Annotated in this window: 16 protein-coding genes; 11 read left to right on the forward strand and 5 right to left on the reverse strand. The window is 68.6% G+C overall.

All coding sequences use genetic code 11. From position 1 onward, the window contains the following. Window positions 1-4,143 carry an alpha-(1->3)-arabinofuranosyltransferase gene (locus tag ACQPYM_RS18705; RefSeq protein ID WP_433022327.1) on the forward strand — a complete coding sequence of 1,381 codons (4,143 nt, stop codon included), beginning with the start codon at window positions 1-3 and terminating at the stop codon, window positions 4,141-4,143. Here ACQPYM_RS18705 and ACQPYM_RS18710 read toward each other — a convergent pair. Further along, window positions 4,032-5,255, reverse strand: coding sequence for an acyltransferase family protein (locus ACQPYM_RS18710; protein ID WP_433022329.1), 1,224 nt, complete (start codon window positions 5,253-5,255; stop codon window positions 4,032-4,034). The two genes, ACQPYM_RS18705 and ACQPYM_RS18710, sit on opposite strands and share 112 nt — an antisense overlap. Beyond that, window positions 5,255-7,051, reverse strand: a complete 1,797-nt coding sequence (locus ACQPYM_RS18715; RefSeq protein ID WP_433022331.1) for a hypothetical protein — start codon at window positions 7,049-7,051, stop codon at window positions 5,255-5,257. The genes ACQPYM_RS18710 and ACQPYM_RS18715 overlap by 1 nt, the downstream gene beginning before the upstream one ends. Window positions 7,052-7,163: 112 nt before the next feature. Between ACQPYM_RS18715 and ACQPYM_RS18720 the strand changes: the two genes are divergently transcribed. Continuing rightward, a complete protein-coding gene (locus tag ACQPYM_RS18720; protein WP_433022333.1) occupies window positions 7,164-8,258 on the forward strand; it encodes a DUF3068 domain-containing protein in 1,095 nt (364 codons plus the stop codon). Window positions 8,259-8,284: 26 nt separating this feature from the next. Here the strand turns inward: ACQPYM_RS18720 and ACQPYM_RS18725 are convergent, their stop codons facing one another. From ACQPYM_RS18725 to ACQPYM_RS18735, 3 genes are read right to left on the reverse strand one after another with little or no spacing between them, the layout of a single operon-like run. Further along, entirely contained in the window at window positions 8,285-9,076 is a 792-nt protein-coding gene (locus tag ACQPYM_RS18725; protein ID WP_433022335.1) for a class I SAM-dependent methyltransferase, read from the reverse strand. A 38-nt stretch (window positions 9,077-9,114) separates the two neighbouring features. Beyond that, complete coding sequence (locus ACQPYM_RS18730) at window positions 9,115-9,678, reverse strand: SRPBCC family protein (RefSeq protein WP_433022337.1); 564 nt, start codon at window positions 9,676-9,678, stop codon at window positions 9,115-9,117. Beyond that, on the reverse strand, window positions 9,675-10,241 hold the full coding sequence (locus ACQPYM_RS18735; RefSeq protein WP_433022339.1) for a TetR/AcrR family transcriptional regulator: 567 nt from the start codon (window positions 10,239-10,241) through the stop codon (window positions 9,675-9,677). Before ACQPYM_RS18735 ends, ACQPYM_RS18730 begins: the two co-directional genes overlap by 4 nt. Before the next feature lie 140 nt (window positions 10,242-10,381). Between ACQPYM_RS18735 and ACQPYM_RS18740 the strand changes: the two genes are divergently transcribed. From ACQPYM_RS18740 to uvrB, 9 genes are all read left to right on the forward strand, one after another. Then, complete coding sequence (locus tag ACQPYM_RS18740) at window positions 10,382-11,290, forward strand: SGNH/GDSL hydrolase family protein (RefSeq protein ID WP_433022341.1); 909 nt, start codon at window positions 10,382-10,384, stop codon at window positions 11,288-11,290. A gap of 46 nt (window positions 11,291-11,336) precedes the next feature. Then, window positions 11,337-12,242, forward strand: a complete 906-nt coding sequence (locus ACQPYM_RS18745; protein WP_433022343.1) for a phosphotransferase family protein — start codon at window positions 11,337-11,339, stop codon at window positions 12,240-12,242. Between the two features lie 274 nt (window positions 12,243-12,516). Beyond that, complete coding sequence (gene rpsA, locus ACQPYM_RS18750; protein WP_433022345.1) at window positions 12,517-13,995, forward strand: 30S ribosomal protein S1; 1,479 nt, start codon at window positions 12,517-12,519, stop codon at window positions 13,993-13,995. A gap of 105 nt (window positions 13,996-14,100) precedes the next feature. Continuing rightward, window positions 14,101-14,694, forward strand: a complete 594-nt coding sequence (gene coaE / locus ACQPYM_RS18755) for a dephospho-CoA kinase (RefSeq protein WP_433022347.1) — start codon at window positions 14,101-14,103, stop codon at window positions 14,692-14,694. A gap of 301 nt (window positions 14,695-14,995) precedes the next feature. Beyond that, window positions 14,996-16,084 carry a PrsW family glutamic-type intramembrane protease gene (locus ACQPYM_RS18760; RefSeq protein WP_433022349.1) on the forward strand — a complete coding sequence of 363 codons (1,089 nt, stop codon included), beginning with the start codon at window positions 14,996-14,998 and terminating at the stop codon, window positions 16,082-16,084. Then, window positions 16,081-17,229, forward strand: a complete 1,149-nt coding sequence (locus tag ACQPYM_RS18765) for a PT domain-containing protein (RefSeq protein WP_433022351.1) — start codon at window positions 16,081-16,083, stop codon at window positions 17,227-17,229. The genes ACQPYM_RS18760 and ACQPYM_RS18765 overlap by 4 nt, the downstream gene beginning before the upstream one ends. After that, window positions 17,226-18,287, forward strand: coding sequence for a hypothetical protein (locus ACQPYM_RS18770; protein ID WP_433022353.1), 1,062 nt, complete (start codon window positions 17,226-17,228; stop codon window positions 18,285-18,287). The genes ACQPYM_RS18765 and ACQPYM_RS18770 overlap by 4 nt, the downstream gene beginning before the upstream one ends. 48 nt (window positions 18,288-18,335) lie before the next feature. Further along, window positions 18,336-19,100 (forward strand): hypothetical protein, encoded by a 765-nt coding sequence (locus ACQPYM_RS18775; RefSeq protein ID WP_433022354.1) that lies wholly within the window; start codon window positions 18,336-18,338, stop codon window positions 19,098-19,100. 101 nt (window positions 19,101-19,201) lie between these two features. Beyond that, window positions 19,202-21,307, forward strand: coding sequence for an excinuclease ABC subunit UvrB (gene uvrB, locus ACQPYM_RS18780; protein ID WP_433022356.1), 2,106 nt, complete (start codon window positions 19,202-19,204; stop codon window positions 21,305-21,307). Window positions 21,308-21,376: the final 69 nt, after the last annotated feature.

The raw sequence follows: 21,376 nt of genomic DNA on the forward strand, positions 1-21,376 counted from the left end.
ATGAGCACAGCGCCGACGAGCGCAGCGCGGACGAAGCCTGCGTCGACGAAGACACCGCCGATCACCAAGGCCGGCAGGGAGAAGGTGATCTGGCGGACCCGGCTGCTGCTGGCCTGCCTGGTCCTGATCGCCCTGTGCTTCCATCAGGCGCCCGGCAAGATCGTCCCGGACACCAAGCTGGACCTCACGGCCGGCCCCGGCCCGTTCCTGGCCCGCTCGCTGCACCTGTGGGATCCCCAGGGTGCCTTCGGCCAGCTGCAGAACCAGGCCTACGGCTACCTGATGCCGATGGGGCCGTTCCACTGGCTGCTGGACACGCTGACCGTGCCTGACTGGGTCACCCAGCGGCTCTGGTGGTCACTGGTTATGTGCGTCGCCTTCCTTGGTGTCTGGAAGCTCTGCGGCGCTCTCGGGTACGGCGCTCCGTGGGCGCGCTTCGCTGCCGCGCTGTTCTACGCGCTGAGCCCACGGATGCTCGGCGAGGTGGCGATCACCTCGATCGAGGTCTGGCCGCTGGCGATGGCTCCCTGGGTGCTGCTGCCGCTGGTGACGCCCAAGGCCCGCTCCGGCTGGTGGCGGGTCGGCTGGTCAGCCGTGGCCTTCGGACTGGTCGGGGGAGTCAACGCGGTAGCCACGGGCGCCACGCTGATCCTGCCTGCGCTGTGGTTGATCACCCGGCGGCTGGACAAGTCGACGCTCAAGGTCGCCGTGGCCTGGTTCGGCTGTGTGCTGGCCGTCTCCTTCTGGTGGCTGGTCCCACTGGCGATGCTGGGCCGCTACAGCCCGCCCTTCCTCGACTGGATCGAGAACGCGGCCGTCACGACCAGCAAGGCGAGCGTCTTCGAGTCGTTCCGCGGTACGTCGCAGTGGCTGAACTTCCTGCTGGCCGGAGACGGCCCCACCTGGCCTGCCGGCTGGCTCTACGTCACTCAGCCGGCCCTCATCCTCACGTCAGCCGCCATAGCGCTGGTGGGTCTGGTCGGCCTCGCGATGGGCACGCTGAAGCATCGGGGCTTCCTCCAGCTCTCGCTGGTGGTCGGCCTGCTGCTGCTGACCCTCGGCCACGCCGGCACGGCCGGTTCGCCGCTGGCTCCCCAGTTGCAAGAGCTGCTGGACGGACCACTTGCAGCTGTCCGCAACACCCACAAGTTCGAGCTGGTGGTCCGGCTGCCGCTCGTGCTGGCTGCAGCGCACGCCCTGACCCGCCTGGCAAGCTGGGCGACGGCCCGGGGCGTCCACCGCCGCATCGTGCCAGTAGTGGCGGCCTTCATGGTCGTCTCGATCGCCACGCCTGCGCTGTTCGCCCAGCTGCCGCGACCCGAGTCCTATGAGGCGATCCCGGCCCACTGGCGTGAGGCCGCGACCTGGCTCGACAGCCAACCGACCAGCGGCAGCGTGCTCGTAGTACCGGCTGCTTCGTTTGCTGACTTCACTTGGGGCTCTACGAAGGATGAGCCGTTCCAGGCGTTGCTCAAGCGGCCGATGGCGGTCAGGGACGCAGTACCGCTCGGGTCTGCCGGTACTACGCGCTGGCTGGACGAGGTGGAGCGTCGACTGGGCTCAGGAGTCGGCGACGCCACGCTGCAGCAGGCACTGGCCCGGGTGGGCGTGAAGTACGTCGTCGTACGGAATGATCTGCGTGTCGATGCGCAGGTGACGCCGACCATGGCCGTGCACGAGAGCCTGGACGAGTCCGGCCTCAAGCGAGTCGCGCACTTCGGACCGCCGACGGGCAGCTCCATCGAGCAGACAGGTCTGACGCTGGACGAGCGCACCCGGCTGCCGTACCCGAGTGTGGAGATCTACGACGTCGGTGAGGTCAGCCCGGCCCGGCTGGTCCCGCAGTCGCAGTTGGTGGAGGTTCGCGGCGCTCCTGAAGACGTACCGGGGGTGCTGGCCGCACTGGGCGGCGACCGGGAAGCAGTGACCAGCACGGACGCCAAAGGCCTCGTCAACCTTCCGTTGGTCCAGACGGACGGCCTGCAGCGTCGTGAGGTGACTGTCGGCCGACCTGCCGAGAACGTGTCGCCGGTCCTCACCGCGGATGACCCGGGCCGGCAGAAACGGCGTGCTCTCGACTACGTCGTCGATCCGGCAGCGGCCCTGACGACGAGGTCCTGGCAGGGCGGACTGATCGGCGTACGGGCCTCGTCGTCGGCGGCTGATGCGGATGCGACGCTGCGGATGGGGCCTGGCAACGGACCCTCGGCGGCGGTCGACGGCGATCCGTCGACGCGCTGGGTCTCCGGCAACTTCGGGCGCAGCAGCGGGGAATGGCTCGAACTCACCTTCGCTTCGCCCCGGCCGGTCGACGACCTCTCGGTGCGGTTCTCGCTGGCCGCGCCGACCAACGAGTCGGTCCGCACACTGACCGTGGAGACCGATCGTGGGTTGCTGACCGCGGCCGTCCAGGACACAGCCGCGCCGCAGCTGATCCCGGCGCCGGCCGGGACGACCCAGCGGCTGCGGATCACGGTCGGGGTGACCGACGGGAGAAACCCCAACGGAGTCTCGATCTCCGAGATCTCGCTGCCCGGCCTGAACCCGGTGAGCAGGCTGGTGATCCCGCCCGGGCTCGATCGTCAGCCCGACACCCTGCTCTTCCGGAACCAGCAGATCGGCCGCTCGGCCTGCCTGCACGCCGGCACGCGGCCGCTGTGCCGCGAAGGGGTCGCGCGCGACTCCGAAGAGGCGACAGGGCTACTGCGCAGCGTCGACCTGCCGGCCGCAGGGTCGTACCAGTTGCAGGGGACGGCGTTGCCGAAGGACGGTGACGCGCTGGAACGCCTCCTGGACCGCCCGGCCCCCATTCGCGCCGCTGCGTCCTCTCGCGCGGTCACCGCGCCCGAGGGACGGCCCGGCGCTGTCGTCGACCGGGACCTCGGCACCGGCTGGGTGGCCGGTACGGAGGACCTGCGACCGACGCTGACGCTGAGGCTGCCCGGGGTGAGGAAGAAGCCGGTGTCGGGGCTGCAGTTCCTCCACGACCCGTACCTGGCGGCCTCCCGGGCGACTACCGTCTCCGTCCGTCTGGACGGCCGGCCGAGCGTCGAGTACAGGATCGATCCGCAAGGCTTCGTGACCTTCCCCGCCGGGACCACCGTGCGGAAACGCATCGGAGTCACTTTCACCGGCCACGACCTGTCCGTCGATGTTGACTCCGCGAGCGGATTCTCCCGGTACCTCCCGGTCGGTGTCTCCGAACTGCGGGTGATCGGCGCCGACCAGCTCCGTAAGCCGGTCGACCTGACGGCCACGACCGGTGCGCAGTGCGGCTTCGGCCCGTCGGTCCGCATCGACGGCGTGGACCTGCCTACCCGGCTCACCGGGACCGTTCGCGACGCACTGCAGCGGCGGCCGCTCAGTTTCACCCTGTGCCAGCAGAGCACCGTCCGGCTGCCCGCCGGTCGGCACACGGTCGATGCCGTGGCCAGTGCCGACTTCGTACCGGTGGAGGTCAAGTTGACCAAGCCGGGATCCCGGGCCGCGGCGGTCACGCCGGTCAAGAGAGTCGAGATCTGGCGCTCGACGCCGGCATCACTGACCCTCGAAGTACCGCAGGCGGACGAGCAATCTGTGCTGGCTGTCGGGCAGAACTTCAGTACTGGCTGGGAGGCCTACGACAGCAGCGGCCGCAAGCTGGTCCCGCTGCGGGTGGGCGGCTGGCAACAGGGCTGGATCCTGCCGGCTGGGCCGGAGCAAGTGGTCACGGCACGGTTCACTCCGGACCGGGACTACCGCGCCGGGCTGCTGGTCGGACTGTTCCTCTTCCTGGGTGTTGTGGGGCTGGCGCTCTTCGCCCGCCTCGGGCTGTCGCGGCGCTCGGGGCACAGGCTCCGCGAGGGCCGGTCGATCGGGCCGTGGGCCGCCACTGTGCTGGCGGTGACAGCCGGAACGTTCATGGCCGGCTGGATCGGGCTAGCGGCGACTCTGGTCGCAGCACTGGCCGCCTGGTTCCTCGACGGACGCCGGCTCGTCCTGATCGCAGTCGTGACCGGCGTGGTCCTGCTGGGATCGCTGGTCGCCGCGGTTCAGCCCTGGCCGGACGGGGGAGCGGGCCTGACCTCGGGCTTGGTCCAGTCGTCGATCCTCTTCGGCTGCGCGTTGGCGCTGCTCTCCCGGCCGACCCCGGAGACGTCGTAGCTCCGGTCCTTCCGTCCCCAGCGCATGATCGGCCGCTCCATCCCGTAGTAGCTCACCGCGGCCACCGCGACCGAGGCAGCGAGCGTCGGCCAGAAGAGCGCCGCGAAGCTGCCACCGAAGAGGGTCTGGCCGAAGATCTGCTGCACCAGGCTCAGCACGATGAGGTGGTACACGAAGACGCCGTACGAGATGTCGCCCGCGAAGTGACCGGCTTTGCCACCCAGTACTGCGACAGTGCGGCGGGTCGGGGTGATCGCGGGGAACACCACGCAGGCGGCGATCCCGGTGTAGAGCAGGCTCTTCATGACCGCCTGACCCACGCTCGGGAGGCTCAGACCGTACGGGCCGACGATCGGGCTCGACGCGATCAGGAACAGCGCGACGGCGATCCCCCAGACGGTGCCGGGAATCTTGACGAGTGTGTCCAGCAGGGACGGGTTGAGCCGGCCACTGGCCCGCGCGACCTGCCACAGCGCGAACCCCATCCCGACCGCGAACCAGCCGATGTAGCCCGGCAGCCACAGCCCCGCCAGCGGGTTGCCGGTCGCGGTGATGGAACCCATCCAGATCGGACCCAGCAGGGTGAGGCCGAACAGCACCGCCAGTCGCCAGCGCACCGCGCGCCGGGTCGGCCGCTCGTAGCTCGTCAGCAGCTTCGCGAGGAACGGCAGGAGCAAGTAGAACGACACCTCGGCGGCGAGGCTCCACAGCTGCGTCAACCCGTGCACGGTCGGTCCGTTGACGTAGATCTGGGTGAAGAAGGCGTGGTGCAGGTAGTACACCCAGTCGACGGGCTTGTCGTTCGGGACCAGCAAGGCGGCCAGGATCACGGCGATCCAGAGCGCGGGCAGGATGCGCAGCGCCCGGTTGCGCAGGTACGGCAACAGATGCGGCGGCTCGGTCTCCTCGAACCAGGCGACGACGTGCGGACGGTAGAGCAGGAAGCCGGAGATCGCGAAGAAGATGGCGACCCCGATGTCCAGGCGCGACAACAACCCAGCGAAAGGGCCGTTCAACGCGTCACCGCTCTGAAACCCGACGTGCGTCGTCAGCACGGCGACCGCGCCGATCGCGCGCAGCCCGTCGAGTGCCGGGAACCTCATGCGTCTCATCAAGTCCCCTTGGGTAGGCCGAGCTCGAAATCGCCCAGACAGACGGTAGCCGCTGGATCCAGGGCGCGCAGCCGGACGGCGACCGGACGGATGGGTTCAGATGGGCCGAAGTACATGTTGGCGAGACTGCTGCTCGGCCAGGGTTCGGCGGGGACCGGCATCGGCACCACCTGGCCGTCGGCATCGATGAGTTCGGCCAGCACGCGGTCTTCCCGCGGGGAACTGTAGGAGAGCTTGGCGAACCAGCTCGTCGGGGCGTGAGGTACGAGGATCTGGAGCGGCAGCGTCACCGGCGTCGTCCCCTGCAGCGCCCGCGCACAGTTGCCCGGCGTGTTGGTCTTCACCCAGGTGACGAAGGTCGCACGCTGGAGGTGGCCGTCGGCGGATACGGTGAACGGATCTCCGGGGCCTTGCAGGCGGAAGGGGATGCCGGCGGTGCGCAGTACGGGGGACAGGCGCCTGTCGTCGGACAGGATCGTGGAGACCGTCGACGGCATCGAGATGTCCCACAGGTTCACCGAGGGACCGGCCTTCTCCAGGTCGGCGGTGAGGTTGTCGAAGTACGCGCGGGACGGGTTCTTGCCCCAGAGTTGGGCGAAACCGGCGTCCGACACGACGACCGCGCCGGTCCAGGCGGTCAGGCAGCAGGCGACCGCGACGGGTGCCAGTCTGGACAGCCGTGCGCCCAGCCGGACGGATCGGACGGTCAGGACGACGGCGAGGATCAGTGGGATCGCCAGGTCCGACCAGTAGTGGTAGTGCAGGACGAATACCGCACCGAAGACCTCGAATCGCCCGTAGGACAACAGCAGCCAGGTTGTCAGTACATAGAGGGCCACCGATCCCCAGAACAGCAGGGCCCGCCGGTTCGACCGCCACGCGATGAGGAGCAGCACCACCAGCACGACCGACCCGAGCACCACTGCCGCGGCAGGAGCATCAGCCAAGCCGAACGGCACCGCTGCCTCACTCCACCGCCACGGCCCACCAGTCAGCGCACCGACCGGTACTGCGAACGCGCGCCAAGCCAGCTTGAGCAACTGACCCACGCCCGGCCAGTTGCCCTCGGACGGCCGGCCGTGACTGGCATAAAGAATGCCAAAGGCAACGAGCGGTACGGCGAAAGCGGCGCCGAGCGGCCAGCTCTGCCGGACCCACTCGCGCAGCGAGGTCTTGCGCAGGTAGAGCGCCAGCGCGAGCACGGTGAAGAGGATGACGACCGACTTCTCCCAGCAGGCCAACGAGATCAGCAGCGAAAGGGGGCCATAGGCAACCGCTCGGCGCCGGCGACCGGCGTACCAGTCGACTCCTGCGTGCAGGGTCAGGAGGCCGAAGACGTGGGCCGGCAGGTTGTTGACCGCGCTGGACAGGGACATGAACGACGGCATGGTCACCGGCGTCAGCGCGTAGAGGGCGGTGCCGATGACTGTCCACCAGGTCGGGCCGAGCAGGCGGAGCAGCAGGAAGCCGAACAGGATGATCGCGATCGCCTGCATCAGCACCCGCCAGGCGACCGTGACGTCGTAGTTCAGCGGGGCGACGTGGGCGAAGACGGCATAGACGAAGCGCAGGCCGGGGGCGATGTGATCGTTCACCGGGGTGAGCAGGTCGCTCGGTGCGAAGCCCTTGCCGCCCTGGACCAGGAAGTCGAGGTCGTCGCTCTGCCAGGAGCCGCGCCGGGCCAGCAAACCGAGCACGGCGGCCTGGATGACCGCGATCGCCACCACCGCGATTCGTAGTACCGCATCGTCCGGTGCGGCACGCAGCCGGCCGGACGCCCCCCAGATGCCACTCATGGGGCCGGACTATATGACAGTTCGGCCACTGCGGGATTTTCTCGCCGCCGGTCCCTGTTCAACCGCCCCTACTCGCTGGTAGCGTCCCGCGAACAGACCGGGAGGGGTAGTTGTGGGGAATCGCAGTCGGGTGCTGATGATCGCACTGGGGATCTTCTTCGTGGGGATCGCGGCATTGGCCAAGTTCTACGCGTATCCGACGCTGGCGGTGGCGCCGGCGGACCAGGTCGCGCACACCGTGTCGACCGGCCCGGACGCGACCATTTTCAGCGTCGCGGACCTGGCCGAGAAAAAGGGTGTGACGCTGGAGGCGAAGCGGACCGTCCGTGGCGACGTGAAGGCCGCGCAGGACATCAGCAAGAAGCTGAATCGTGACGTCGTCGTCTTCGACACCGCGGTGGTCACGGACGACGAGCCGAACTACCAGTTCCCGGACGACAAGACGGACACGTCCAAGTTGCCGTTGAGCTTCGTCCAGGAGCGGGTCGTGCTGGACGCGCACACCGGTGAGTCGGTGCGCTGGACCGACTCGGAGACCGGGGAGTACATCGCCACGTCGCTGGAGAAGGCCGACCGCAAGACGGCCGAGAACGGTGGCGACGAGTTCTTCCGCGGGCACGAGGGCCTGGTGCTGAAGTTCCCGTTCGGCACCGAGAAGAAGGAGTACAAGTTCTGGGACTCCACCACGCGCAAGGCCTTCCCGATCAAGTACAAGGGTGAGGACAAGCTGCACGGCCTCAAGGTGTACGTGTTCGAGCAGGAAGTGCCGAAGCAGGAGATCCCGCTGGCCAGGCCGCTGATGGTGCCGGCCAAGGTCGTCGACGAGACCGGCGACGCGGCGGTCGAGGTCAAGCGGAGCTACCAGAACACCCGGACGCTGTGGATCGAGCCGGTCACCGGCGCGATCATCAAGGGCCAGGAGAAGCAGCTCGCGTCGCTCGAGTACAACGGCGAGCCGCGGGCGACCGCGACCGAGGTGACCATCGCGTACGACGACGCGACGGTGAAGAAGAACGTCAAGGGCGCCAAGGAGAACGGTGTCGAAGAGGGTGGCTACCAGGCGAAGGCCTCGCAGCTGAACCTGATCGGCTTCTGGGTCCCGCTCATCTCGCTGATCATCGGGTTGCTGCTGCTCGCCCTGGTCGCCGCGGCGATGCTGCGTCCCCAGCCGGTCGCCGCTCGGGCACGCCGGAACGAGTCGGACTAGCCGCAAGTGCCCAAGAATGTTGGGCGCTAGCTCTTGTGGGCTGACCAGATCGCGGTACCGGGGACGAGCCGGCCGCGGTCTGGTCCCCAGCCGCCCCAGACCTGGTCGTGGCCGGCCGGCCACTCGGGTTCGAGCAGGTCGTCGATGACGAAACCGGCGCCGGTGAGAGCCCGGATCCAGTCGCCGGTGGTGCGATGGTGCTCGGCGTACACGGGAGTGCCCTGGCCGTCGAGCTCGACGTACGGGCGGCGGTCGAAGTACGAGTGGGTGATCCGCAGGCCCGCCGGGGTGGGATCGTCCGGCATGGTCCAGCGGATCGGGTGTGTCACGGAGAAGACGAGCAGACCGCCGGGCTTCAGAGTCCGGCCGATCTCCCGCAGTGCCGCCTCCGCGTCGGCGACGAACGGCAAGGCGCCGAACGCCGAGCAGGCGATGTCGAAGCTGCCGTCCCGGAACGGGATGGCGACGGCGTCAGCAGCAACAGTCCGTACGGCGGTCCCGGTACGCCGGTCCAGTTGCCGCCCGACCCGGAGTTGCTCGACGGAGATGTCGAAGGCGACCACGTCGGCCGCCTGACCGGCGAGCCAGCGAGCGCATTGCGCCGCTCCGCAGCCGACCTCGAGGATCCGCTTGCCGCGGACCGGGCCGAGAAGGTGCGCCGCGGCCTCGTCGACCCCTTCGGGACACCAGACGAACCGGTCGTCGCCGAGGAACTCACCGTGCTCTTCGAGATACTCCTCCGCGGCCGAGTCCCAGTAGGTCCGGCTCGCCTTCGACGTCTCCAGCTCCGTCAGTTCCACCCGCTGCGGCTCCACCACGCCGTCACCCTATCCAGCGGTCCGCTGCTGTGATGGCCTCAGCCGGCAGCCCGCTTCGCCAGGGCCTCGTTCATCGCGACGAACTGGGGCTTGATGGTCGAGTTCAGCATGCCGGTGGAGAGCGGGACCGCGATGCCGTTGAACTTCTCCTCGTGGATCAGCTTCGAGCGTCCACCCGGCAGCGCCTCGATCCGGAACGAGTGCTCGCCGTCGAAGATGCCGCCGAAGCCGAGCTTGCCGATCCAGCGCAGCTCCTTGCCCGGCTCGACCACCAGCAGCTTGGGGGAGAAGGTCGTCTCCGCGCCCTTGGTGTCCTTCAGGACGTTGGTGATGGTCGCTCCGGCCGTCAGCTCGCCGGTCGACGAGATGATGAACGGATTCCACTCCGGGTACGCCGCGCGGTCGGCGAGCACCTTCCAGACGTCGTCCGGGGTGGCCGCGATCTCGATCTCGGTGCGCAGGACGGTGGTGTGGGCGATCGCGTAGACGCAGTACCCGGCCAGCAGGACGACGATCGCGGCGAGCGCGGTCAGGACGCGGCGGCGTACGGGGGACTTCTTCTTGGTGGTGACGGTGGTGACAGTGGTGTCGGCGGTGGTCATCGGGACTCCTCAGGACCGAGGACGCTGCGTACGAGCGTCCTGGCGTAGTCGGGGGACAGTGGCTCGCCGGTGACGAGGAGCCGGTAGTACAGCGGGCCGACCAGTTGGTCGACCAGCACCGCGGGGGAGACGTGGTCGAGCACGAGGCCGGCCTCCTGGGCCTTGGCGACCACGGCTGTCACGGCGCGGTGCCGCTCGGCCCACAACGTGCGGACGCTCTCGCCGACGCGCGGATCGCGAGCAGCCGCCGCCGCCAGGTCGGCCACCAGGGTGGTGGGTGTCTCGGTCAGGCCGGCGGCGATCGCGGTGACGAGCGCCGTCAGGTCGCGCCGGGGGTCGTCGGACGGTTCGAAGGGGATCTCCTCGCGGAGGCTGGTGATCAGTGCCACCACGAGCTCGGCCTTGGAGGGCCAGCGCCGGTACAGCGTCGTCTTCGCGACCCCGGCCCGCTCGGCCACCCGGTCGATCGACAACCCGTCGTAGCCGCCGTGCTGAAGCTCCGCAGCCGCGGCTGCGAGCACCTTGCCCTCGATGGCGGAGTCGCGGGGTCTTCCTCGTGGCATGCCTTTACGCTACTTCGGTAGCGTAATTAGCGCAACCCAGATTGTTCGGCTCCAGGTCTTGCCGGGGAGGTGAGTTTTCTTCATGCTGACTCGCACGCGAACTGTTACCGACCAGTCACTTAACGTCTAAGGCGGGCAGCATGCAGAAGAGATCAGCACGTGCGCGGATGGTTGCGGTACTCGGTGCGGCGGTGACCCTGGTCGCCGGTCCGCTCACCACCCAGGCCCAGGCGCAGGCAGCCGCGCCGCCGCTCGTCTATGTCGCGATGGGTGACTCGTTCGCGGCCGGCTCGCTGGTGCTTCCCGCGAAGGAGGTGCTCACCTGCGCGCGGTCGGCGGTCAACTACGCGTCGCTGATCGCCGCCCAGCTCCGGCCGGCGAAGTTCCGGGACGTCACCTGTGGCGCCGCGGAGACCAAGCACTTCGCCAACCCGCAACCCGGGATCGTGCTGGGCACGGCGGCACCGCAGTACGACGCCCTGAGTGCGGACACCACCCTCGTCACGGTCGGCATCGGTGGCAACGACATCGGGCTGGTCGGGCTCGCCTTCTCCTGCGTGAACCTGCTGCCGCCGGGCGTCGGCAAGTCGTGCAAGGCGGCCAACACGTCCGGCGGGGTGGACCTGCTGGCCCAGAAGATCGACGCGTTCGCGCCGACCTACGGCACCGTGATCGAGCAGATCCGGCAACGCGCTCCGCAGGCGAAGATCCTGATGGTCGGCTACCCGACCGGGATCAAGAAGGGCGGTTGCTGGCCCGTCGTACCGGTGTGGGGCATGGACGCGGACTACCTGCAGGCGGCCCTGACGCGGTTGAACACCCGGATGGCCCAGCAGGCTCAAGCCCACGGTGCGACGTACGTCGACCTGGCCACGCCGAGTGTGGGTCATGACATGTGCAAGAGCGCATCGACGCGGTGGATCGAAGGGCTGATCCCGAGCGTGACCACCAACGGCCTGGTCCCGCTGCACCCGAACGCGGCCGGCCTGCGGAACGCAGTACCGACGGTTCTGGCGGCGGCCGGCATCACAGTGCCCACCAAGGCCTAGGACATCCGCGGTTGGCGGTGCGGTGCGGTGCGGCAAGATCGTGCGGGTGGATGGATTCGAGGCGATCGCTGCCAGCGCCGTGCCGCTGACTGGTGGATACGGCGGTGAGACGTACGCCGTGAGTGCGGCCGGTGAGGATGCCGTGCTGAAGCTCTACGGCAGGCGTCCGGAGCGGGCGGCGGTCGATATCTCGCTGATGCGGCTGGTGCGCGGCCTGCTGCCGGTACCGCGGGTGCTGGACGCGATGCCGGAGCCCGCAGGCGACGGGGCTCCTCCTTATGTTCTGTATGAGCGGCTGCCTGGCGTGAACCTCGAGACCTATCTCGAGGGCGCCGGCGAGGATCAGCGGCGGAAGGTGGGGGAGCAACTCGGGGAACTTCTCGTCCGGCTGAACGGCATGCCGTTCCTGACCTTCGGGGACTTCGCCGGGCGCGAGCTGGCGACCGTGCCGTTCGGGGTCGGTGGGCTGGAGGAGTTCTTCGCTTCGCACGCCGAGGCGATCGGGCTGAGCCGGGCGCAGCGGGCGGGCTTCGAGGCGGTCATTGATCAGGCGGAGGAGCTGGCCGAGACCGGGGTGGACCGGGTCTGCCTGGTGCACAGCGACTTCAACCCGAAGAACCTGCTCGTTGACCCTTCGGCGGCGCGGCTGACCGGGTTGATCGATTGGGAGTTCGCGCATGCCGGCTCGCCGTACGCGGACCTGGGGAATCTGTTGCGGTTCTGTACCGATCCGGTGCTCGCGCGCGCGGTGCTCGGCGTAGTACGGGCTGGTCCTGAGCTGGGGGACAGGTTGGTGGAGCGGGCGCGGGCGGCCGATCTGTGGGCCCTGATCGATCTCGCCTCCCGCCCGGCGGCCAACCCGGTGGCCGCCGCGGCGAACGCGCTGGTCGCCCGGATCGGCGACACGGGTGACCTCGCGGGCGGGCGGCCGGAGCTGGACGTCGTACATTGAGATCAGCTGTCGTTGTCGGCGCGCCGGGCTCAGCAGGGCCGGCGGGCTCGGTGGGCGGCCGGTCGTCACCGGGTGCCCCGGGTTGCCGTGTCCTCGTCCTTACACGTATTCTGTGAGATGCGCTATGGGCCCGCGCGACCTCGGACGGAGCAGGCTCGTGCTCGCAGCAAGTCGGTGGTGATTCTGTCCTGTTCAGGCTATCCAGCGGTGTGATGCGATCCAACGGCCCGGGTGCACCCGTACGACACCATCAGCCCACGGAGCAACCCACCACATGACGGCCAGCATCGAGGCACCTCTCGACCCCGCAGTACGCACCACCCCGCAGGTAGCGGTCAATGACATCGGGTCGGAGGAAGACTTCCTCGCGGCGATCGATCTGACCATCAAGTACTTCAACGACGGCGACATCGTTGAGGGGACCATCGTCAAGGTCGACCGGGACGAGGTTCTCCTCGACATCGGTTACAAGACCGAAGGCGTCATCCCGTCGCGCGAGCTGTCGATCAAGCACGACGTCGACCCGAACGAGGTCGTCAACGTCGGCGATCACGTCGAGGCCCTGGTTCTCCAGAAGGAGGACAAAGAAGGCCGCCTGATCCTTTCGAAGAAGCGCGCCCAGTACGAGAAGGCCTGGGGCACGATCGAGAAGATCAAGGAAGAGGACGGCGTCGTCACCGGTACCGTCATCGAGGTCGTCAAGGGTGGACTCATCCTGGACATCGGCCTGCGTGGCTTCCTGCCGGCGTCGCTGGTCGAGATGCGCCGGGTCCGCGACCTCCAGCCGTACGTCGGCCAGGAGATCGAGGCCAAGATCATCGAGCTCGACAAGAACCGCAACAACGTGGTTCTGTCGCGTCGCGCGTGGCTGGAGCAGACGCAGTCCGAGGTGCGGATGAACTTCCTCACCCAGCTGCAGAAGGGCCAGATCCGCAAGGGTGTCGTCTCCTCGATCGTCAACTTCGGTGCCTTCGTGGACCTGGGTGGCGTCGACGGTCTGGTGCACGTCTCGGAGCTGTCCTGGAAGCACATCGACCACCCGACCGAGGTCGTCGAGGTCGGCCAGGAGGTCACCGTCGAGGTGCTGGACGTCGACATGGACCGCGAGCGCGTCTCGCTGTCGCTGAAGGCGACCCAGGAAGACCCGTGGCAGCAGTTCGCCCGGACCCACCAGATGGGCCAGATCGTGCCCGGCAAGGTCACCAAGCTGGTGCCGTTCGGTGCGTTCGTCCGGGTGGAGGAGGGCATCGAGGGTCTGGTGCACATCTCCGAGCTGGCCGAGCGTCACGTCGAGATCCCGGAGCAGGTCGTTCAGGTGAACGACGACGTGATGGTCAAGATCATCGACATCGACCTCGAGCGTCGCCGGATCTCGCTGTCGCTGAAGCAGGCCAACGAGGGTGTCGACCCGGTCTCCGACGACTTCGACCCCACGCTGTACGGCATGGCGGCGACGTACGACGAGCAGGGCAACTACATCTACCCGGACGGGTTCGACCCCGAGACGGGCGAGTGGCTCGAGGGCTTCGACAAGCAGCGTGAGGAGTGGGAGCGGCAGTACGCCGAGGCCCACACGCGCTGGGAGGCCCACAAGAAGCAGATCGAGGACGCCAAGACGGCCGACGTCGAGGCCGGCGAGGCTTCCACGTACTCGTCCGCCGCTGCTCCGAAGGACGACGCTCCCGTCGAGGGTGCGCTCGCTTCCGACGAGGCGCTCCAGGCTCTCCGCGAGAAGCTGACCGGCCAGGGCTGATCCACCGCAGTACCCGTAGTACCGCAGGACCCGAGACCCCCGCACCCCCGTACTGGGTGTGGGGGTCTCGCCTGTCCCGGGGCCGGGACTGGATAGGGTGCGGGGGTGCTGAGAGTCGGGTTGACCGGGGGGATCGGGGCGGGCAAGAGTTCGGTGGCGACGCGGCTGCGGGAGCGCGGCGCGGTGGTGATCGACTCGGACGTGCTCGCGCGGGAAGTTGTTGCCCGCGGCACCGACGGGCTGGCCGAGGTGGTCGAGGCGTTCGGTGACGTGCTGACGGCCGACGGCGAGCTGGACCGGCCCGCGGTCGGCCGGATCGTGTTCGGGGACGAGGTTGCCCGGCGCAAGCTCGAGGCGATCATCCACCCCCGGGTGCGGGCCCGGGCGGCCGAGATCGAGGCCGGCGCACCGGCGGACGCCGTGGTGGTTCACGACATCCCTTTGCTGGTGGAGACCGGGCAGAGCGACAAGTTCGATCTGCTGCTCGTGGTCGACGTACCGGTCGAGGTCCAGGTCGAGCGGCTGACCCGGGACCGGGGAATGACGCGCGCGGAAGCCGAGTCCCGGATCGCTAGTCAGGCAACGCGCGAGCAGCGGCTGGCGGTCGCGGATGTGGTGGTGGACACCTCCGGGAGCCTGGCCGAGCTGGACGCCAGGGTCGACGAGATCTGGCCCACGCTCGCCGAACGCGCGCGATGACGTCCGCAGGGCACGGTCTGGACACGAAAAGGTGACCCTCGGGCGGGAAATGATGAATCCCGGCCGGGCTGTACGAGAATCTGTCCGGGTTCGCCCGGTCTGAGGTCCGGCCGAGCAGACCACCCCTCGGCGCGTGCTCCGCGCCGGTCCGCAAGTCCAAGGTTGGGAGGATGGCGTGGAATGTCCGCGCTGTAGCTCTGACGTCCCCGAGGTCTCGCATTTCTGCCATCACTGTGGCAATGATCTGCAGTCCACGGACGTTCAGCGCAAGAAGGCGTACGCGGTCAGGCCGGACGAACCGGTGGCCTCGTTCAAACTGGTCTCGACGATCATGCCGCAAGGCGCCGGCCGTCAGCCGTACACCTACAAGGTCGCGCTGGGCATCGCCCTGCTGGCGACCGTGGTGACGGCCGCGCTGGGTGCGTTGCCGGTCGCGATCATGGTGGCTGCCTTCGCCATCCCGATCGTCTACATCCTGTACCTGTACGACGTGAACCTGTGGGAGGACGAACCGATCCCGGTCGTCGCCGCGGCGTTCGTACTGACCGGCGGCCTGGCCTGGCTGTTCACCTGGCTCTGGTCCGACCGCATCGGCCTGTCGACCGACCTGGCCGGCGCCACGTCGGCCGGTCCGTCCGGGCGCGACCTGCTGATCCTGATGCTGCTGGTACCGGTCGTGTCGGAGCTGATCCGTCAGCTCGGCCCGATCTACCTGGCCTCGCGGCCCCGGTACGACGACCTGATGGACGGCTTCACCTTCGGCGTGGTGGCCGGGGTCGGGTTCGCCTGCTTCGAGACGCTCGTCCTGCACTGGGGCTGGATCAGTGGCGGCTTCGCCGGTCCGGGCAGCAGCACCGGGACGTGGATCTCGGTCGTCCTGCTGCAGGGCTTCGTGAAGCCCTTGATCTACGGTTCGGCGACGGGCCTCGCGGTCGCGGAGTTCTCCGGCCTGGGTGATAAGTACGACGGCTTCACGCCGCGCTGGGTGTTCGGCGTACTCCAGGCGATGGTGGTCAACGCCGTCTTCCAGGGTGGTGTCTACCTGCTCGGCTTCGTCGGCGGGCGTGGCTCGACGATCGGCGCCGTCCTCGGCGTGGTCTGGGGTCTGCTCCTGCTCGGCGCGCTGATCATCCTGGTCCGCACCGTGCTGCACAAGGGTCTGCTCGAGGCGGCCCTCGAGTCCGCCGCTCGCGGTGGCTCCAACCACGCCTCGGGCGAGCTGGCCTTCTGCTCGCGCTGTGAGATGCCGCTGCTGCCGCACTCGGACTTCTGCTCCGCCTGTGGCAACTCGGTGCGTTCCGTGCCGAAGTCCGAGCGCGGAGTGGCAGCAGTGCAGAGCAGTGCGCCGGCCGCCGGCTTCGATGGGACGACTGGGGAGACGCAGGCATGAGCAACCAGCAACCGCCGTACGGTCAGGGCGGACCGGGTCAGCCCGGCCAGCCGCCGTACGGGGGCCAGCCGGGCTACGGGCAGCCGAGCCCGGGCCAGGGTCAGGGTCAGCCGGGACACGGTCAGTCGGGGCAGCCGCCGCAGCAGGGGCAGCCGGGTTATGGGCCGCCGCCTGGGTATGGGCAGCCGGGTCAGCCCGGGCAGCCGCCCGCCTATGGGCAGCCGGGCCAGCCTGGGCAGCCGCCGTACCAGGGTGTGCCTCCGCAGGGTGTGCCTGCGCAGGGTGTGCCTGCGCAGGGGCCGCCGCAGCAGTACCCCGGCCAGCAGGCTCCGTACCCGGGGCAGCAGCCGGGTTACCCGCAGCAGCAGGGTTACCCAGGGCAGCAGCAGCCTGGGCAGCAGCAGTGGGGCCAGCCTGCTTCGCAGTACGGCGGTGGCGCTGGTGCCCGTGGCAAGGGCACGAACAAGATCGTGTTCCTCGCCGGTGGAGGCCTGGTCGCGGTAGCGATCATCGGTGTCGTGCTGGCGCTTGTGTTCGGCGGTGGTGACGACACGCAGGTGCAGCCGCCGCCCGTCGAGCCGACGACGTCCGAGCCGACGTCCCAGCCGACCGGCGAGCCGACGTCCCAGCCGACGGGCGAGCCCACCAGCCCGCCGACCTCGCAGCCGACGAACGAGCCGAGCGGGCCCGCCGACGAGGGCATCGAGGTCTCCGACGGCGTGTTCGTGAAGCCCCAGCCGGGCTACCTGCGCAAGACGCTGCAGAAGTTCAACGGCGTCTACCTGCTGAAGGCCGGCGAGGCGTACTTCATGGTGGAGACCTACAAGTCGACCAACAACGACACCGCCGCGAGCGTCCTGCAGCAGCTGGGCAAGGTCGAGACGAAGACCCTGTCGCAGGTCAAGCAGAACAAGCCGGTGGAGGTGACTCCCACCCAGGGCAACATCAAGTTCATGACGTCCCAGAGCTACAGCGGGACCGCCACCACGCAGAACGGCACCCTGCCGGTGATCGGCCTGGTCGCCGTGATCGAGCGCAAGGACGGCGTGATGTCGCTCGTCCGGGTGTACGGCCGCAAGGACAAGGGCGAGACCATCCAGAAGGACGTCTCCGCGATGCTGAACTCGGTGATCAAGAGCCAGTGAACGGAAAGCGCGACAAGGGTCAGGGCCCACGGAACCCGTGGGTCCGCAAGACCGATGCCGAGGACACCGAGGAGCCCACCCCGGAGCCGGAACTTCCGCCTTCGCCGTGGTCCCTCGAGGTCCCGGCCCAGCCGGCGTCACCCTGGACCACACCCGACGCCGGTACTACGCCCGCTGCCGGGGGAGCACCCGGTGGCGGGACCGCGCCCGGCGGTGGGGCCGTGCCCGGTGCTGGGGCTGCGCCTGGCGGTACAGCACCTGGCGGTGCAGGCGGCAAAGCGGGTGCTGGTGATCCGGCGCCCGGTGCTGCGGGTTCGGCGCCGTCCACGTGGGGCGCGGCCGGCGCTACTCCGGGTGCGCCCGCGGCGGGCGGTACCGGAGTACCGGGCGACAGCTGGGGAGACCGGATCAGCCCGCCGTCCTTGCGGCGGCGGCCGGAGCCGGTCAAGAAGGGGTTCAAGCTTCCGCCGGTTGTCCTCCCGATCGCGGCCGGCCTGCTGGTCGTAGTACTGGTTGCTGTTGCGCTGGTCCTGCTGACCGGGGGAGACGACAAGGCGGATCCCCCTCCGGTCCAGTCGACCACTCCGAAGCCCTCGGCGTCGTACACGCCGCCCGCGAACGCGATTCCGGTCGAGTTCGGCGCCTCGATCGTGCCGGCGCCGGGCTGGAGCGTCGTGGCCAAGGAGACCAGGGGCAAGCAGGTGGCCACCTACGCGCCGAACGGTGAGCCGCGGGCGTTCCTCTGGGTCCGGCAGAAGCAGAACGTCACCGCGAACGCGTTCGCGATCGGCATCGTCGAGGGCGAGACCGAGCAGAAGATCGCCCAGCTCGGCAACGTCCGGAACCTGCCGTGCCCCAAGGACGTCTTGGTGGAGTGCGTCGCGCTCTCCTACACGATCACCCCGGGGCAGGGGACCTCGGTCAAGGGCGAGGTGGAGGCGTACCGGCGCAAGGACGGCCTGGTCACCGCCCTGGACTACCAGACCCGCTCCGACTACGCACCGACTTCCGACGCGGCCGTGGGACCGATGAAACAGTCCGTCATCGACAGCCTGTGACCCGCGATCACCTAACGACCAACCCCTGACACACCACGAGGGACGCCCATGAGCACGCAGTACGGCACTCCGCAGCAACCGCCCGCCCAGGGCGGTTGGGGTCCGGGCCCCGCCGGGCCGCAGTTCCGGTCGCCGGCCAAGTCGTCGAAGACGCCCTGGATCGTGATGGGCGGTGCCGTGCTGGCGGTGCTGCTGATCGCGGTCGGCGTGGTGCTGCTGGTCACCGGCGGCAAGGAGGAGGGCGGCACACCGACCGCGGGAGACACCATCACCCCCGACCCGGTCGGCACGCTGTACACGCCGCCGACGCCGGAGAAGCCGGTGTACACCAAGGGCCCGTACGACGTCGGTGTCGAGGTCGGCAAGGGCGTCTGGTTCACCCCGGCCAAGGGCTGGCTGCAGGGACCGGACAAGACGCTGCCCGGCAAGTACTGGATGCTGCAGCAGTTCAACGTGCGCGGGCTCATCGACGGGTACTTCTGGGTCCGGCAGACCACCCTGTACGACGCCAAGGGCTTCGCCGAGCACTTGGTCGACATCGAGTCGAACTCGTTCAAGAACGTCCGGATCGGCAAGGGCGTGGCGCTCAAGTGCGCGTCGGAGGCGCTGAAGGCCTGCTACGCGATCAACTACTCCGCCGACGTACCGACCAGCCGGGGCACGCTGATCCCGTTCCGGGGCTTCGTGACGGCGTACGAGGACAAGTTCGGGCAGGTCACGGCCACGGACGCGGGGCTGGAGACGCGGGTCTACAACCGGCGCCTCAACCAGCTGATCGCGATGAACAACTCGGTCGTCAAGAGCTACTCCTAGCTGTCCGGGGAGCCGCTTCCGGGCGGAGATCCCCGTCTTCGGTCCGCAGCCGGCAGGGCTGTTTTTCGAAACTGTCGGCGGTGGGCCGTACGGTGGTTGTCATGAGACAGGTCACCGATCTCCAGCGTATGGTCGCGCCCCTCAAGGTCGTGTCCGACTTCGAGCCGGCCGGCGACCAGCCGGCCGCGATCGCCGAGCTCGAGCGGCGGATCAACGCCGGCGAGCAGGACGTGGTGCTGCTGGGCGCCACGGGTACGGGTAAGACGGCGACGATGGCGTGGCTGGCCGAGAAGATCCAGCGGCCGATGCTGATCCTCCAGCCGAACAAGACGCTGGCCGCGCAGTTCGCGACCGAGCTGCGGCACTTCTTCCCGCAGAACGCGGTCGAGTACTTCGTCTCGTACTACGACTACTACCAGCCTGAGGCGTACGTCCCGCAGACGGACACCTACATCGAGAAGGACTCCTCGATCAACGAGGAGGTTGAGCGGCTGCGGCACTCAGCGACCTGGTCACTGCTGACCCGGCGCGACGTGATCGTGGTGGCGACCGTCTCCTGCATCTACGGCCTGGGGTCCGCCGACGAGTACCTGAACCGGATGATCCACGTCAAGGTCGGCGACGAGATGGACCGCGACGGTCTGCTCCGCAAGCTGGTCGGCGTGCAGTACGCGCGCAACGACCTGGCCGGCACCCGCGGCACGTTCCGGGTCCGCGGCGACACGCTCGAGGTGTTCCCGGTCTACCAGGAGCTGGCCGTCCGGGTGGAATTCTTCGGCGACGAGATCGAGCGGGTGATGACGCTGCACCCGCTGACCGGCGAGATCCTCAGCGAGGAGAACGAGCTCTACATCGGTGCCGCGACCCACTACGTGACCGCGCCGGAGAAGATGGAACGCGCGATCGCCAGCATCGAGGCCGAGCTGGAGCAGCGGCTGGCCGAGCTGGAGCGTGGCGGCCAGTTGCTGGAGGCCCAGCGGCTGCGGATGCGGACGACGTACGACATCGAGATGATGCGCCAGATCGGCACCTGCTCAGGCATCGAGAACTACTCCCGCCACACCGACGGACGAGAGCCCGGGACGGCGCCACACTGCCTGCTGGACTACTTCCCCGAAGACTTCCTGCTGGTGATCGACGAGTCGCACGTCACCGTGCCGCAGATCGGCGGGATGTACGAGGGCGACATGTCGCGGAAGCGGACCCTGGTCGAGCACGGGTTCCGGCTGCCGTCGGCGATGGACAACCGGCCGCTGCGCTGGGAGGAGTTCCTGGAGCGGATCGGCCAGACCGTCTACCTGTCGGCGACCCCGGGCCAGTACGAGCAGGACAAGTCGGACGGCTTCGTCGAGCAGATCATCCGCCCGACCGGCCTGATCGACCCCGAGGTGATCGTCAAGCCGACCAAGGGCCAGATCGACGACCTGATCCACGAGATCCGGCTGCGGGTGGAAAAGAACGAGCGCGTTCTGGTCACCACGCTGACCAAGAAGATGTCGGAGGACCTGACCGACTACCTGCTGGAGATGGGCATCCGGACCAGGTACCTGCACAGCGAGGTCGACACCCTGCGCCGGGTCGAACTGCTCCGCGAACTGCGCATGGGCGAGTACGACGTACTGGTCGGCATCAACCTGCTGCGAGAAGGCCTCGACCTGCCCGAGGTGTCGCTGGTCGCGATCCTCGACGCCGACAAGGAAGGCTTCCTGCGCTCCGGCCGCTCCCTGATCCAGACCATCGGCCGTGCCGCCCGAAACGTGTCGGGTGCGGTGTTCATGTACGCCGACAAGATCACCCCGTCGATGGAAATGGCGATCGACGAGACCAACCGCCGGCGCGCGAAACAGGTCGCCTACAACACCGAACACGGCGTCGACCCCCAGCCGCTGCGCAAGAAGATCGCCGACATCACCGACATGCTCGCCCGCGAGGATGCCGACACCGCCGAACTCCTCGGCAACGGCCGCACCCAGTCCCGCGGCAAGGCACCAGTGCCAGGCGCCGGCAAGTCCCGCGCCGGCGACAAGGCCAAGGAACTGGCCGGCGGCCTGCCATCCTCCGACCTGGCCGACCTCATCCAGCAACTCACCGACCAAATGCACAACGCGGCGGCCGAACTCCAGTTCGAGGTAGCAGCCCGCTACCGCGACGAAATCTCAGAACTGAAGAAAGAACTACGCCAAATGGTCAACGCCGGCGCCAAGTAGAAGTCCAGCGACAGCCCGCCCGGGGTGGGGGACACCCCTCGGGCGGGCTGCCGTCTGTCACGTGGCGGG

The sequence above is a fragment of the Kribbella sp. CA-294648 genome (assembly GCF_050943845.1).
In the GTDB taxonomy this organism is placed as follows: Bacteria; Actinomycetota; Actinomycetes; order Propionibacteriales; family Kribbellaceae; genus Kribbella.

Coding starts and splice junctions, on each gene's coding strand:
- ACQPYM_RS18705 (WP_433022327.1), top strand. CDS start 1: ATGAGCACAGCGCCGACGAGCGCAGCGCGGACGAAGCCTGCGTCGACG.
- ACQPYM_RS18710 (WP_433022329.1), bottom strand. CDS start 5,255: ATGAGACGCATGAGGTTCCCGGCACTCGACGGGCTGCGCGCGATCGGC.
- ACQPYM_RS18715 (WP_433022331.1), bottom strand. CDS start 7,051: ATGAGTGGCATCTGGGGGGCGTCCGGCCGGCTGCGTGCCGCACCGGAC.
- ACQPYM_RS18730 (WP_433022337.1), bottom strand. CDS start 9,678: ATGACCACCGCCGACACCACTGTCACCACCGTCACCACCAAGAAGAAG.
- ACQPYM_RS18735 (WP_433022339.1), bottom strand. CDS start 10,241: ATGCCACGAGGAAGACCCCGCGACTCCGCCATCGAGGGCAAGGTGCTC.
- ACQPYM_RS18740 (WP_433022341.1), top strand. CDS start 10,382: ATGCAGAAGAGATCAGCACGTGCGCGGATGGTTGCGGTACTCGGTGCG.
- rpsA (WP_433022345.1), top strand. CDS start 12,517: ATGACGGCCAGCATCGAGGCACCTCTCGACCCCGCAGTACGCACCACC.
- ACQPYM_RS18765 (WP_433022351.1), top strand. CDS start 16,081: ATGAGCAACCAGCAACCGCCGTACGGTCAGGGCGGACCGGGTCAGCCC.
- ACQPYM_RS18775 (WP_433022354.1), top strand. CDS start 18,336: ATGAGCACGCAGTACGGCACTCCGCAGCAACCGCCCGCCCAGGGCGGT.
- uvrB (WP_433022356.1), top strand. CDS start 19,202: ATGAGACAGGTCACCGATCTCCAGCGTATGGTCGCGCCCCTCAAGGTC.